The 13,907-nt window shown below is 64.4% G+C and carries 14 protein-coding genes; 6 read left to right on the top strand and 8 right to left on the bottom strand.

Features of this window, described 5'->3' with window-relative positions; genetic code table 11:
- Position 1: 1 nt before the first annotated feature.
- Genes BZL41_RS17170 through BZL41_RS17155 form a run of 4 tightly spaced genes read left to right on the top strand, consistent with a single transcriptional unit; the run spans position 2 to position 5,719 of the window.
- On the top strand, positions 2-715 hold the full coding sequence (locus BZL41_RS17170; protein ID WP_095600434.1) for a PilW family protein: 714 nt from the start codon (positions 2-4) through the stop codon (positions 713-715).
- 8 nt (positions 716-723) lie between these two features.
- Positions 724-1,299 (top strand): PilX N-terminal domain-containing pilus assembly protein, encoded by a 576-nt coding sequence (locus BZL41_RS17165; RefSeq protein ID WP_095600433.1) that lies wholly within the window; start codon positions 724-726, stop codon positions 1,297-1,299.
- A gap of 11 nt (positions 1,300-1,310) precedes the next feature.
- Entirely contained in the window at positions 1,311-5,291 is a 3,981-nt protein-coding gene (locus tag BZL41_RS17160; RefSeq protein WP_095600432.1) for a pilus assembly protein, read from the top strand.
- A gap of 5 nt (positions 5,292-5,296) precedes the next feature.
- Positions 5,297-5,719, top strand: a complete 423-nt coding sequence (locus tag BZL41_RS17155) for a type IV pilin protein (RefSeq protein ID WP_095600431.1) — start codon at positions 5,297-5,299, stop codon at positions 5,717-5,719.
- Positions 5,720-5,946: 227 nt separating this feature from the next.
- Here BZL41_RS17155 and BZL41_RS17150 read toward each other — a convergent pair whose 3' ends face one another.
- On the bottom strand, positions 5,947-6,579 hold the full coding sequence (locus tag BZL41_RS17150; protein ID WP_256578185.1) for an SDR family NAD(P)-dependent oxidoreductase: 633 nt from the start codon (positions 6,577-6,579) through the stop codon (positions 5,947-5,949).
- Positions 6,522-6,731 carry a hypothetical protein gene (locus BZL41_RS29120; protein ID WP_256578187.1) on the bottom strand — a complete coding sequence of 70 codons (210 nt, stop codon included), beginning with the start codon at positions 6,729-6,731 and terminating at the stop codon, positions 6,522-6,524. The genes BZL41_RS17150 and BZL41_RS29120 overlap by 58 nt, the downstream gene beginning before the upstream one ends.
- 149 nt (positions 6,732-6,880) lie before the next feature.
- Between BZL41_RS29120 and BZL41_RS17145 the strand changes: the two genes are divergently transcribed.
- Positions 6,881-8,362: a hypothetical protein gene (locus BZL41_RS17145; RefSeq protein WP_095600430.1), complete on the top strand. Its 1,482-nt coding sequence runs from the start codon at positions 6,881-6,883 to the stop codon at positions 8,360-8,362.
- A 56-nt stretch (positions 8,363-8,418) separates the two neighbouring features.
- On the opposite strand, the gene BZL41_RS17140 is transcribed toward BZL41_RS17145, so the two are convergent.
- The 3 genes from BZL41_RS17140 to BZL41_RS17130 are packed head-to-tail and all read right to left on the bottom strand — an operon-like array spanning position 8,419 to position 10,803.
- Positions 8,419-8,724, bottom strand: coding sequence for a putative quinol monooxygenase (locus BZL41_RS17140; protein ID WP_095600429.1), 306 nt, complete (start codon positions 8,722-8,724; stop codon positions 8,419-8,421).
- A gap of 49 nt (positions 8,725-8,773) precedes the next feature.
- A complete protein-coding gene (gene dkgB / locus BZL41_RS17135; RefSeq protein ID WP_095600428.1) occupies positions 8,774-9,574 on the bottom strand; it encodes a 2,5-didehydrogluconate reductase DkgB in 801 nt (266 codons plus the stop codon).
- A gap of 23 nt (positions 9,575-9,597) precedes the next feature.
- Positions 9,598-10,803, bottom strand: a complete 1,206-nt coding sequence (locus BZL41_RS17130; protein WP_095600427.1) for an MFS transporter — start codon at positions 10,801-10,803, stop codon at positions 9,598-9,600.
- A gap of 98 nt (positions 10,804-10,901) precedes the next feature.
- Here BZL41_RS17130 and BZL41_RS17125 point away from each other — a divergent pair, with 98 nt between their 5' ends.
- Positions 10,902-11,813, top strand: a complete 912-nt coding sequence (locus BZL41_RS17125) for a LysR substrate-binding domain-containing protein (protein ID WP_095600426.1) — start codon at positions 10,902-10,904, stop codon at positions 11,811-11,813.
- Here the strand turns inward: BZL41_RS17125 and BZL41_RS17120 are convergent, their stop codons facing one another.
- The 3 genes from BZL41_RS17120 to BZL41_RS17110 form a co-directional block, all read right to left on the bottom strand.
- Positions 11,814-12,020, bottom strand: a complete 207-nt coding sequence (locus BZL41_RS17120; RefSeq protein ID WP_095600425.1) for a hypothetical protein — start codon at positions 12,018-12,020, stop codon at positions 11,814-11,816.
- Positions 12,021-12,287: 267 nt separating this feature from the next.
- Positions 12,288-13,037 (bottom strand): carbonic anhydrase, encoded by a 750-nt coding sequence (locus BZL41_RS17115; protein ID WP_095600424.1) that lies wholly within the window; start codon positions 13,035-13,037, stop codon positions 12,288-12,290.
- 168 nt (positions 13,038-13,205) lie between these two features.
- A complete protein-coding gene (locus BZL41_RS17110; protein ID WP_371916543.1) occupies positions 13,206-13,856 on the bottom strand; it encodes an NADPH-dependent F420 reductase in 651 nt (216 codons plus the stop codon).
- Positions 13,857-13,907 lie beyond the last annotated feature (51 nt).

The raw sequence follows: 13,907 nt of genomic DNA, 5'->3' as shown, positions 1-13,907 counted from the left end.
CATGAACGGAATTTCCCGGCGCCAGAATGGCCTCTCGCTCGTCGAACTGATGATCGCGCTCGCCATCAGCAGCTTCCTGATCCTGGGCATCACCCAGTTCTACATCGACAACAAGAGCAACTACCTCTTCCAGCAAGGGCAGTCCAGCAACCTGAACAAGGGGCGCTTCGCCGTGCTCATGCTGGAGCAGGTCCTGGCCCGTGCCGGTTATCGCGCGGAGCCTTGGAACAGCCTGGCTGTTGCCTTCCCGGCGATCAGCGCCGGCAACGGTTGCCCGGCGTTTTCGGCCGGGGAAACCGTCAAGGCCAACTCGGCGGGCAACGGCCTCTGCATCCGCTACCAGGCCGCCGAAGACGCGGGCGACTACGACCTCGACTGCCTCGGCGAAGACGTCGAGGCCGATGCCTCGGTCCTGCTCAACCTGGCGTACGACAGCGCAGAGGGCACTCTGTCCTGCCGCGTTTCCGGAGCGTCCGCGGTCCTGATCGACAATGTCGCCGGGTTCGTCGTGGGCGACCTGCCCGACAGCGATGCCACCAACCAGTCCATCCGCTTCGCCGTGTTGCTGGGCAGCGGCTCCAGCCTGCGCGGCGGAGTGGAGAGCGATGTGATCACGCGCTGGAACAGCCTCAGCGGGGAGACGCTGTCCAGCGACAGCAAGCGGATCTACCAGATCGCCCAAGGCAGCGTCGCGCTACGCAACCTGATGCCATGAGGGAAGCCATGCCCATTCTTCCTGCCCACCAACGCGGCGCTGTACTCGTCGTTGCCCTGGTCATGCTGCTGATCCTGACCCTGCTGGCGACCAACAGCATGCGCGAAGCCACGATCCAGGCCCGCATCAGCGGCAACGTAGCCGAGCGGAAGGTGGCCGGCAACGCCGCCGAAGCGGCCTTGCGCGAGGCGGAGCGCCGCCTGGCGGCTTACGCCAGCCTGGACGAAGGCAGCGTCGACTGCACCACGAGCGTCGCCAGCCACGCCCATCTGTGCATCCTCCAGAGCGGGGAAAGTTTTTTCGCCTATGCCAGTCATGCCGGCAGCGATGGCTCCCTGGAAAACTGGTGGGAGCAGGACGAGTACGCCATCGACTACAGCGGCACCGACGAAAGCTCCAGCTTCTCCCCGGCGCCCCGCTGGAACCTCGCCTACTACGGCTACGACCCGGGCAACGAGGTCACCAATGTGGAGGAAGCGGCCTACGGCGTAGGGCCGCACTACTACGTCGCCAGCGGCGCCGGTCAGGCGAAGGGCGAACGCATCACCCAAGTACTGCAAAGCGTCACCGTGCGTCGCTACTGAGGAAAGACTCGATGGAACGTCCGGCATTCTTCGGCAAGACCCTCTCCAACCTGCTCGCTGGTCTATGCATCCTCGGTTCGGCACACAGCCAGGCCGCCAACCTGTCGCTGAGCCAGCTCCCGCTGTTCCTCACCGAGGGCGTGGCGCCGAACATCATGGTGACCATCGACAACTCCGCGAGCATGCGTTGGGCATTCGCACCGGATGGTATGAACCCCACGGGTACTACCATCTACAACGGCTATACGGCGGACCAGATCCGCACCAGCCGCCGGGCCAAGTCGTCGGCCTTCAACCCGCTGTACTACAACCCGAGCGTTACCTACCAGGCGCCCTACCAGGTCACCTACAGCGGCGGCGAGATCACCAGCACGCCGATGAGCACCAGCTTCACCGCCGCCTATGTGAACGGCTTCAAGACCAGCAAGGGCACCTATGACCTCAGTTCCAACTACATGGTCACCTGGGAGTACGACACCGAGCGCAGTACCTCCGCGTCGGGCATGGGGTCGTATAGCAAGTATTCCAGCTATGCCAGCCCGAACCGGGTGTACTGGCTGGCGGCCAACCCGTCCGCGGATTTCGCCAGCGCCACCACCTCCACGACGACCACGACGGGCGACTCGACGAGCGGAACCTTCAGTGGCAGTACCAATAACATCGGGACGCAGACCATCAATGGTGTCAGCGTCGTAGTGAGCAGCAGTGGCAACTCATCCTGCTCGGCCAGCATCGACAGCACTTCGTCCACCAGTACCGAAGAAAGCACCAGCAACGGAACCACCACCACGATCGTCACCACCACGGTCACCCAATATTCGAACGTCACCTGTTCCCGCGGAGGCAATGGCCGGTGGGGCAACACCTACACTATTTCCGCGACCACCACCTCGACGCCGACGACGACCACCACCGTCACCACGTCGGACCGAACCACCACCGGCGTACCGGCTTACTACTATGTCTTCGACAGCTCGCTCACCAACTGCGACGGCACCGTCAACGATGAAGACTGCTACAGCCTGGTCACGGTGTCGTCCTCATCCGGTGTTGGCGGCACGGACGAACGGCAGAACTTTGCCAACTGGTACAGCTTCTACCGCAACCGCGAACTGGCGACCCAATCCGCGGCCAACCTGGCGTTCTCGTCGCTATCCGACAGCACCCGCCTGAGCTGGCAAGCATTGGGCACCGATGCCACCTGCATCACCAGCACCTCCTACCTGAGCAGCTATAACTGCCGTGGCCTGAGCAACAGCAGCACCAGCTACTACGACAACCGCCTGCGCAACTTCTCCGGCGCGCATCGGGCCAAGTTCTTCGAATGGCTGGGGGATATCTACTACAACCAGGGCACCCCCTTGCTGGCGGCGGTCGACCGGGTCGGCAATTTCCTCACCGCCACTGGCGTGAACGGGCCCTATGCGTATTCGTTGGGCAGCACCGAGAGCCCCGTTTATGCCTGCCGGGCGAGCTACAGCATCACCCTGACTGACGGCATCTGGACTACCGCCGGCAGCCATGGCGAATACGACAACGCCAGCCAGACCCTGCCGGACGACCAGGAATACAGCCCAAAGGCGCCTTACCAGGACAGCACCAGCAACACCATGGCCGACCTGGCGTTCAAGTATTGGGCCACCGATGCCCAGCCCGACGTGGATGACGAAGTCCCGACCTACACCAAGGAAACCAGCACCAACGCCACGACCCAATACTGGAATCCGAAGAACAACCCGGCGACCTGGCAGCACATGACCAGCTTCTTCGTCGGCCTCGGCCTGACCAACTCGCTGACCAGCCCGGCCTGGGGCGGCAGTACCTACAGCGGCGATTACGACAACTTGGTTTCCGGCAATATCGTCTGGCCGGCGGCGTCCGCGGCCAGCCAGAACAACGTCTACGACCTCTGGCACGCGGCGCTGAACTCCCGCGGCGAATTCTTCAGCGTGGATTCTCCCGGCGAGCTGGTAACCGCGCTGCAAGAGGTGATCAACCGCATCTCCGAACGCACCGGCGCCGCGGCCAGCCCGGCGGTGACCTCGCCGCTGCTCGACAGCGACGGCAGCAACAGCTACGACACCTATACCTACACCCCCAGCTTCTCCAGCGAGGACTGGAGCGGCGACCTGAAGAAATACCAGCAGGACACCGCCACCGGCACCAAGGAAGAAATCTGGAGCGCCCAGGACATCCTCGACAACGCCTACGGCTCCGGCAATTCGGCCTATGGCTCGCGGAAGATCAAGATCGCCGACAGTGACGGCGATCTGCAGAGTTTCACCTGGAGCAACCTGACCAGCGCGCAGCAGACCAGCCTGAACCGGGCGCTGGATGGGGTGGCCGACAGCAACGGCGAGAGCCGCGTGGCCTTCATCCGCGGCGATCGCAGCAACGAAGGAGGGCTGTTCCGTACCCGCGACCACATCCTCGGCGACATCATCGACTCCACCCCGGTCATCGTGCGCAAACCCAGCCGGCTGGCCTCGCGGATGAACGCCTCGGAAGGGCAGAGCGCTTCGGACGGCACCTCCTACACCGCCTTCAAGAATGCCCACGCCGAGCGTGAGACGCGCATCTACGTGGGCGCGAACGATGGCATGTTGCATGCCTTCGACGAAGACGGCAGCGAGACCTTCGCCTTCATCCCCAGCGCGGTCCTCGACAACCTCTACGAACTGACCGACGAGGACTACAGCGGCAGCGCGCACCAGTACTACGTCGACGGTTCGCCGACGGAGGCGGACGTGTTCTTCGACGGTGCCTGGCACAGTGTGGTGATCGGCAGCCTGCGCGGCGGCGGCCGCAGCCTGTTCGCCCTGGACGTCACTGATCCGGACAATATCTCGCTGCTCTGGGAAATCAGCGCGGACGACAGCGACTACAGCGAGCTGGGCTTCACCTATTCCAAGCCGGCTGTCACTCGGCTGCACAACGGCCAATGGGCGGTGGTCGCCGGCAACGGCTACAACAGCGACAGCGACCAGGCGGTGCTCTACCTGATCGACGTCGAGGACGGCAGCCTGATCAAGGCGATCACCGTCGAAGACGATTCCTCCGGGGCCAACGGCATGGCCAGCCCCTATGTCGCCGATCTGAATGGCGACCTGATCGCCGACTATATCTACGCCGGCGACCTGCACGGTAACCTGTGGCGCTTCGATGTGCTGGGTACGACCACCGGCGGCTACGACGTGTCGTTCAGCGGCGAGCCGCTTTACAGCGCCAGGTCCTCCAACGGGACCGTCCAGCCGATCACGTCCCGTCCCTACCTGGCCAAGCATCCCAACGGCACGGGTTACATCGTCATCTTCGGCACCGGCAAGTACCTGGAACACGACGATGCCGACCCCAACACCAGCGTCGCCATGAGCCTCTACGGCATCTGGGACACCGCGGCCACCGTCGCCGACACGGCCAGCAGTACGCCCAGCCTGAGCCGCGACGACTTGCTGGAGCAGACCTTCGAGCTGCAGACCACCGCTAGCTTCGACAACAACGGCACCGCGGTGACCTCCACTATCCGGACGAGCAGCGACAACGAAATCGACTGGCTGGACGATGACGGCGACGTGCACCACTACGGCTGGTATCTCGACCTCAAGGTGGGCAACGCCCTGGAAGGGGAAATGGTCGTCACCAACCCCTACGTCACCGACGGGGTACTGATCGCCAGCACCCTGACTCCGAACGAGGACCCCTGCGAAGACGGCGTCACCACGTGGCTGCTGACCCTCGACCCCACTACCGGCGGTGCGCTCGCTTCCGTCGCGCTTGATCTGAACAATGACGGTGTCGTCGACAGCCAGGACAGCTACGACGGTGCTTCCGTCTCGGCGGTACAGATGGACGGCCTCACCGGGGGCTTCACCATCAGCCGCGACGCGGACGGTAACGTCGTGGCCTGCGGTTCGGACGGCTGCGAGACCCTCTCCGGCAGTGCTAGCGCGTCCGGCCGGCAAAGCTGGCGAAGTATCGAGAACAAGGAGTGACGGCAATGCGTCGACAGCACGGCTTTACCCTGATCGAGATGATGATCGTCGTGGTCATCCTGGCGATCCTGGCTGCCATCGCCGTCCCCAGCTACCAGCGCTACGTCCTCCGTGCCCACCGCGCGGAAGGGATCGCCCTGCTCAACGAGGCGGCGGCGCGGGAGGAGCGCTACTACGCGCAGAACAACGGCTACGTGACCAGCGATGTGAGCCTGTCCAAGCTCGGCCTGCGCAACAGCGGCCTCAGCGATACCGGCTACTACCAGCTCACCCTGGCCGAAGGAGAGGACGAAGATGGTGGCTACCTGCTCAGCGCTGTCGCGCAGGGCACTCAGGCTAAGGACAGCGAATGCGCCAACCTCACTTTGACGGCGACGGGCGAGCGAGGCACCAGCGGGACCGGCAACGCCGTCGATTGTTGGCGCTGAGACGGAACAAGTTGCTTTTCAGAGGGTCGGAGCGGGAAGAGCCGTCTGACCCGCCGAGCCCCGGCAAGGACGCCATGGAAATGCACAGAACCCTTATCGAGATCGCCAGCGTTCTTCTGGTTGCCGCTTACATGGCGGCCTATCTGCTGAATCCGTTGCCCTGGTAGCGGGACAGGGGAAAGGGGCGAATGAATTCGCCCCTACAGGTACTCCATTTGGGAGCGAATTCATCTGCAATGGCCGGGCCTTGTAGGAGCCAGCTCTGCTGGCGAATTCGCGAGCAGAGCTCGCTCCACTGGGGGGCGAATGACTTCGTCCCACGGAATCCGACCTGGCCGTCGTAGGAGTGAACCCCTACGGCGGCATGATCGGAACGGCCCATCTGTCGAACGCGACAACTCGCTCCACTGCTCCATCTCGCCGCGGACCTGCTCGAGTTTGTCGAGAATGCTTTGCAGGGCATCGGCACCGGCCGCATAACGCAGCGGTAGATTTGCCTCGCCGGCGAGGCGCACCAAGGCCAGGCCCAGTTTCGCCGGGTCGCCGGCCTGTCGATGGTTGTGCACCTCGTAGGTGTCGCGCCATTGCGCCGAGCGGCTGGCGTAGTCGGCATCATCGACCGGGCGGTTGCCGTAGCGCCCCGAGCTGCCATCGAGGAAGTCGGTCCGGAAGAAGCCGGGCTCGACGATGGTGACGCGGATACCGAAGTCCGCCACCTCCAGGGCCAAGGACTCGGAGAAGCCCTCCAGCGCGAATTTGGTCGCGCAGTACACCGAGGCACCGGCGAAGCCGAGCATGCCGCCTACCGACGACAAGTTGAAGATACACCCGGCGCGCTGGCGGCGCATGGCGGGCAGCACGGCGCGGGTGACGTGAAAGGTGCCGAATAGATTGGTGCGAACTGTTGTTCGATGGCCAGGGCATCGATCTCCTCGAAACCGCCCATCTGGCCATAACCGATGTTGTTCACCACCACATCGATCATGCAGAAACGCGCCAGGGCGGCTGCCACCGCCGCTTCCGCCTGGCCTCATCCTGTCGGGTGGAACCCCATCGTGCGCTCATACCACTGAAACAAAGCCGCAATGGGCTTGGGACTCCGGTTGACGAGACTCAAGTCCGGTTTGTTTGTTGAACGAATCGTCACCTCAAGAGGTCATCATGCATGTAGGCAACCCAGGTAATCAAAGCCCGCTCTCCCTGCTGGGAGATTCCTTCCGCTCGGACCACGACCCCGATGCCGGAAACGTTTCCGGCCGGTCGAATGCTCCGTCGAGCACCGGCGCGACCTATATGGGCTCGACCCGTTGGGTGAATACCGTCGTCGGCGTAGCCGATCCCGAGCATTCTCCGAATGCCGTCGCTCTACGCGCCAAGCTGCAGCAGCTTTTCGAGCCGCACATCACCGGCCAGAACAGGGAGGCGTTCCAGCAACTGATCGACCAGCGGGCAATCCGCCTGAACGAGATGGGCGAGACGCCGGAAAGCGTCGAGGCCACGCTGGCCAAGGGGCAGAAGCTGGATCGTCTATCCCAGGGGGTGGTAGGGGCCGCGCGCTCGGTCCCCTTCGCAATCGCTTCGCGCTTGATCGATACGGTGCCCGGTCTCACGGCCTTCGCCAAGACGCCTCAAATGGTCGGTTTCATCGCCGGCTTGTTCTCGGGCGCTGTCGATACGGTCGGTGGCGGGAGCGGGTTGCTAAAAAAGGCCACCAGCGATACTCAATGGCTGACAGCGAAACCGGAGCAACTGGAAGCGGTGATGGCCGATGCCGCCAAGGCCAGGGAACCTGGATTAGGGCGGACTGCCGCCGAGGTGACTGTGGCCTTCCAGACCTACAGCCTGCGCAATGTGCTGCGTATCGGCACGGCGGCCGTCGGGGCGGACAAACTGTCGGAAAAGGGAGCGGCGGAGCTGGATTCCTGGATGAGTGCTGCGGGGGGCGTGGCCGCAGGCGTTGCCTCCTATGCGGGGCTCAACGCCGTGAGCGAGCAGAATCACCGAGTCGGCCCCGAATACCTGCTGGGCCGCCAGGATTGGGAGGCGCAATACACGGCATTGAAGGAAGTCAATCCGTGGAAGGACCCTCTGATCAATGGTGGAAAGCGTCTTCTCCAGATTCCGGTGGATGCGACGACCGAAACGCTGGCATCGATCCGCAACCTGGGCACGGCCACCAACCTGACCCTCAGCGTAGGTATCCTGGGCGGCGGCTTCGCGGGCGCCGTGGCAGCGAAGGTCGCCGCGACCGAAGCAGCGCAAAAGGCCGGGATCGGCGCCGTCGGTACCGCGGCCATCGGTCAGGCGGTGAACACCGCCGTTTCGGCTCCGGTGTTTGGAGTCTGGACGGCAGCTGCTGTTCTGGGCGGGCCGGTGTTCGACAAGGCGGCCAGTCTCATTCAGGAGAAAGCGGGCTCGCTGCTCGACCAGGCGGCCAACCGTCTGCACGGTCGCCCATCCGGTTCGCAACCACTGCCCAGCGAGCCGCATGACGACACCGAGCTGGAGACGATGGAAGGGGGAGGCCAACCACCTTCGGGCACCAACGAAACGGGCGATCACGTCGTGCTGGAGATCGTGGAGGAAGAAGAGGGTCAGCACCATCGGCAACCCCCGCTGAACGCCGCTGAGCGTAACGTATGAGCGAAACCGCGCCGGCTCGTGCCTGCGCGGTTTTCTAGGTTCGGCGCTTTCCCCGATCAGGCTTCCGTCAGCACCCGTAGACTGACGTCGACCACGTCTGCGGTTACCTGCTTGCGATAGGCCAGCATGTGGGGCGCTTCGAGGTGGGCCTTCAGATGTTCCAGGCTTTCCCAGCGCTCCACCATCAGGATGCTGGTGTCATCCCTGGTCTGGCGTAGCAGATCGGTGTCGGCGTCCAGGGTTGCGGTGTAACCGAGGCAGCCGGCCTCGGCACGCACGAGCGGGGTGATGGCGGCGAGCGCCTGGAGGACACGCGGACGTGCGCCGGGTGCAGTTCTGATGTCGGCAATTACATGAATCATCGGGTTCTCCTCGAGCAGAGCGACGAAGTCGCCGCAGCGTAGCAGGCGATCAGTCCCAGTTCGGCGCGAAGCTGGGATTGGCGATGCGCTCGTTGCGGTCCAGCCCGGCGATGGCAGCCATGTCTTCGTCGGAGAGGCGCAGCCGCTGGGCCTCCAGGTTGCTGGCGAGGTTCTCCCGGCGGGTGGACGACGGAATCACCGCGAAACCCTGTTGCAGCAGCCAGGCCAGGGCCACCTGAGCCGGCGTGGCATCGTGATGGGCGGCGATGCCCTGGAGCAGCGGATCGTGCAGCACCTTGCCGTAGGCCAGCGGCATGTAGGCGGTCAGGTGGATGCCGTGGCGGCGGGCGAAGTCCACCAGGGCATGGTTCTGCAGGAAGGGGTGGATTTCCACCTGATTGGTGGCGATCTCGTGGGCGCCCACGGTGTCGATGGCCCGTTGCAGATGGGCGATGGTGAAGTTGGAGACGCCGATCGACCGCGTCAGGCCCTGGCGCCTGGCTTCCAGCAGGCTGCCAAGGTAGTCGGCCACGTCCAGTTCGTTGCCAGGAGACGGCCAGTGGATCAGTGCCAGGTCGACCTGTTCCAGGCGCAGCTTGGCGAGGCTCTCCTCGAGACTGGCAATCAGCCGGTCACGGCCGAGATTGGCGGTCCAGACCTTGGTCGTGACGAACAGCTCCTTGCGCGGCACATCGCTCTCGGCGATGGCTTGGCCGACGTCGGCCTCGTTCTCGTAGATCTGTGCGGTATCGATGTGGCGATAGCCCAGCTCCAGGCCCGTGCGGACCGAATCGATCACCTGCTGGCCTTTGAGGCGGAAGGTGCCGAGGCCGAATGCGGGAATGCTCATGCGTTGTCTCCGTGATTGAAAAATCAGTGGCCGGCGGCGAATGCTGTTTCACCGGAATGGGCGGACACCGGACCGTTGCGGTCGAGGCGGCCGCTCCAGGCGGTCAGCGCCAGCGCCACCAGCACCATCAGGGCGCCGATCCAGGCGGTATGAATCAGACCCAGGGAGGCGACGATATGTCCCCCGATCCAGGCGCCGCCGGCGATGCCCAGGTTGAAGGCCGCGATGTTCAAACCCGAGGCGACGTCCACCGCCCCCGGTGTGTGGTGTTCGGCTTGGCGCACCACGTAGACCTGCAGGCCCGGTACGTTGCCGAACGCCACTGCGCCCCACACCAGTACGGTGGCCAGCGCCAGCCAGGGCGTGGCGGCGGTGAAGGTAAAGACGAACAGCACCGCCGCGAGCAGGGCGAAGATAGTCAGTAGCGCGCCGATGGGGCCGCGGCGGTCGGCCAGCTTGCCGCCCCAGAGGTTCCCCACCGCCACCGATACGCCATACACCAGCAGCACCAAGCCCACGGAGCCGGCGCTGAACCCGGTGATCTCCTGCAGGATCGGCGCGAGGAAGGTAAAGGCGATGAAGGAGCCGCCGTAGCCGATAGCAGTCATCGCGTAGACCAGCAGCAGGCGCGGGGTCTTCAGCACCCGAAGCTGTTGCAGCAGCGATGCCGGTTTGCTGTGCGCGATATCCGCGGGGACGAAGAACAGGCTGCCGAGGAAGGCGATTACGCCCAGCGCCGACACCGCGAGGAAGGTTTCGCGCCAGCCGAACTGCTGGCCGATGAAGGTACCCAGTGGCACGCCGGTGACCAGGGCCACGGTGAGTCCGGTGAACATGATGGCGATGGCACTGGCGGCCTTCTCCTTGGAGACCAGGCTGGTGGCGATGGTCGAGCCAATGGAGAAGAACACCCCGTGGGCGAGGCCGGTGACGATGCGCGCCAGGATCAGCGATTCGTATCCGGGCGCTTGCCAGGCCAGCAGGTTACCGATGGTGAAGAGTGCCATCAGCGCCAACAGCAGGCGCTTGCGCGGCACGCGGCCGGTGAGGGCCGTAAGCACGGGGGCGCCGACCGCCACGCCGAGGGCATAGAGGCTGACCAGCAGGCCGGCCGACGGCAGGCTGACGCCGAGGTCGCTGGCGATGGTGGGGATCAGGCCGACGATGACGAACTCCGTCGTGCCGATGGCGAAGGCGCTCAGGGTGAGCGCGAGCAAGGCGATGGGCATGGAATGAGGCTCCGGTGATTGATGGCACGCAGTCTGTACGCCAGACTCATGCGGAAAAACCGGGTCTTACGCCAAGGATATTTGCTTGCGAGTCATGAATGAAAACGACGCTGGATGAATTGCAGGCCTTCGCCACGGTGGTCGACAGCGGCTCCATCACCGCTGCCGCCGAACAACTGGGGCAGACCGCCTCCGGCATCAGCCGGGCCCTCGGCCGCCTGGAGGACAAGCTGGAAGTCACCTTGCTGCGGCGTACCACCCGCCGCCTGGAGCTGACCGAGGAGGGCGAGGCGTTCCTCGCCCAGGCCCGGCGGATTCTGGCCAGTGTCGAGGAAGCGGAAGAGCAGATGGCGGTGCGGCGCCAAAGCCCGTCCGGACGCCTGCGGGTCAACGCCGCCTCGCCGTTCATGCTGCACGTGCTGGTGCCGCTGGTCGGCGGCTTCCGCCAGCGTTATCCGGACATCGAGCTGGAGCTGCATACCAGCGACCGGATCATCGACTTGATCGAACAGCGTACCGACCTGGCGATCCGCATCGGCACGCTGCGCGACTCCAGCCTGCACGCCCGTGCGCTCGGCGCCAGCCGCCTGCGGGTGTTGGCCAGCCCGGCCTACTTGTCGGCGCGAGGGACACCGGCCAACGTGGATGAGCTGGCCGGGCACAGCCTGCTCGGATTCACCCTGCCGGAGAGCCTGAACCAGTGGCCGCTGCGCCACGCCCATGGCGACGGCTTGGCGGTGACGCCGACGCTGCAGGCTTCCAGCGGCGAGACCCTGCGCCAACTGGCGCTGGCCGGAGAGGGGCTGGTCTGTCTGTCCGACTTCATGACCGCCCACGACCGCGCCAACGGCGGGTTGGTCCAGGTACTGAAGGAAGAAACGCTGGATGTTTGCCAGCCGATCCACGCGGTGTATTACCGCAACACCGCGCTTGCCTCGCGCATCGCCTGTTTCCTCGACTATCTCGGCGAGCACCTCGCCGCACAGCCGTGGAATGCGCGCCGACCCTGATCACATCGGCCCAGGGTCGGGGATCGGGTCGGGCGGCGGGGGCAGTTCTTCCAGGTTTTCCAGCGTCTCTTCGTCGAGATCGGGGGCTTCCTGCTGGTCTTCGCTCTCGGCCTGATCGAGGTCGTTCAGCGGCGACTCGTCGGCCAGCCAGGCGGGATTGAACCGGTCGTTCCGGTGGTCCAGACAGGACAGGCTGTGAATAAGCATGGACACCTCGCCATTTCTCAAGGGGGCCTACACGTTTAGGCCCCTGCCAGCGGCAGGCGTTCGGAACCGGTGGTGTTTAGCCTGAACCTGTAGGGGCGAATTCATTCGCCCGGCGATGCTGAATCGGCGAGTGAATTCGCCCCTACAGCTCATCCTCCGGCACTCGCACCGTCACGGAGAAATAAAAAAAACCAGCGGGCAATAGGGGAAGCTGCACCCGCTGGTTATGGAAAATCGGTTCGGACCGGGGCGCTGCCCCGGTGTACATCAGGTACGGCTTTCCTCGATCTTGCGGCCGTTCAGCGGCTGGGTCGGGCGCGCGTTCATCGGGTAGAGGTGCTGGAACTCGGCAATCTGCTTGTGGGACAGCTCGATGGGCTGCTTGAGCACCTGCCAGCGCACGTTCTCGCTGCATGGAGGGGTGGTGAGCGAGCCGGTGAAGGCGTAGTAGCCATGTTGCGGCGGCAGGATGTCGGCCGGATTCAGCTTGACCTCCAGCGGATGGCTCTCACCCTCCTTCGTCGGAAGGGCGTCGAGCACCTTGGCCAGGCCCGGGTTCTCGTGGCCTTCCTTGATCAGCACGGCGACGACCGCCAACTGACCGTCGGCACTCTTGTGCACGAAGTGCGCGACCATGGGGAACGCCATGCCGGAGACTTTCTCTTCGCTCGGCGTGTGGAAGTGGAATTGCACCAGCGAGTAGCGGGTACCGCCGATGTCGATGCTGCCGGATTCGGGCAGGGTGACCTGGATGGTGTGGCCGTTGTTCACCACTTCGGCCGGGCCGGCGGTGTAGTCGAACTGGATTTCCGGAAGATCGGCCTTCACGGCGTTACGGATGTCGATCGGCGACTGCATCTTGCCAAGTGCACAGGTGCTGAAGCCCGGATCCATCTGGGCCCAATGGTCCGGGCCGTTTTCGCCCTGGTAGCTCCAGTGCGTCGGCGGTGTCGGCTCGGCGGCCAGCGCGACGGAAACGGACAGGGCGCTCACCGCCCCCAGCAGAAATCTTCTCATGGCGTTTCTCTCGTATTGCCAATGGACTGCCGTCATGGCCGCCGGGGTGCGGCGGCTTGACGCACAAGATCATGCGGGGGGTGGGCTTGCTGTCTCCGAGAGGTCCGAAGCAAGTCAAGTGTGACGTGGTTTGCGGTTGTTGGAATAAGTGGCGTGGGGGTGTTGGTTTCAGCCGAAGCGCACCAGGTTATGCACCGGCAACGGACCGCCCGGGAATTGTGCCAGACGGCCACCGCCGGCCAGGGTGCCGAGATCGATACCGGCAAAACCAAGGCGCTCGATCAGCTTGCCAACCTCGGCTTTCGCCCGGGTATCGTCACCGGAGTAGAACAGTACGCGTCGGCCGCCTTCGGTCTGCGGGTCGCTGGCGAGCAGCGCTGCCTGTAAATGGTTGAAGGCTTTCACCACCCGCGCGCCGGGCATCAGGTCCGATACCACGTCGCTGGAGGCGCGGCTGCCGAGGTCCACCGCGGTGAAACTGGGCGCCTCGATGGCATTGTTGGCGTCGATGACGATGCGCCCATCCCAGGGGCCGAGGTCTTTCACGGCTTCCGGCAATCTCGACCAGTTCACCGCCAGGAAGACGATATCGGCCTGGGCGGCTTCGCGAGTGGTTACTGCGCTGGCATGTGGTCCCAGGTCGCGAACCAAGGCGGTCAGGCTTTCCGGCCCCCGGCTGTTGGCGATGCTGAAGTCGAGGCCGGCGGCGGCCAGGCGCTGGGCAATGGCCGTACCGATGGCACCGGCGCCGATAATGGAAAGGGTCATGGCGTCTCCTTGGAGCGGGTTGTCGATGGATTGGGAAAGGGGAGTGGACATAGGGGGGATCTCGGGTTGCGTTGTCAGGTGAAGCCACTATCGGTGTTCGAC

The organism is Pseudomonas sp. PIC25 (genome assembly GCF_002286785.1).
Lineage (GTDB): Bacteria > Pseudomonadota > Gammaproteobacteria > Pseudomonadales > Pseudomonadaceae > Pseudomonas_M.
This window is presented reverse-complemented; position numbering and strand designations above follow the sequence as displayed.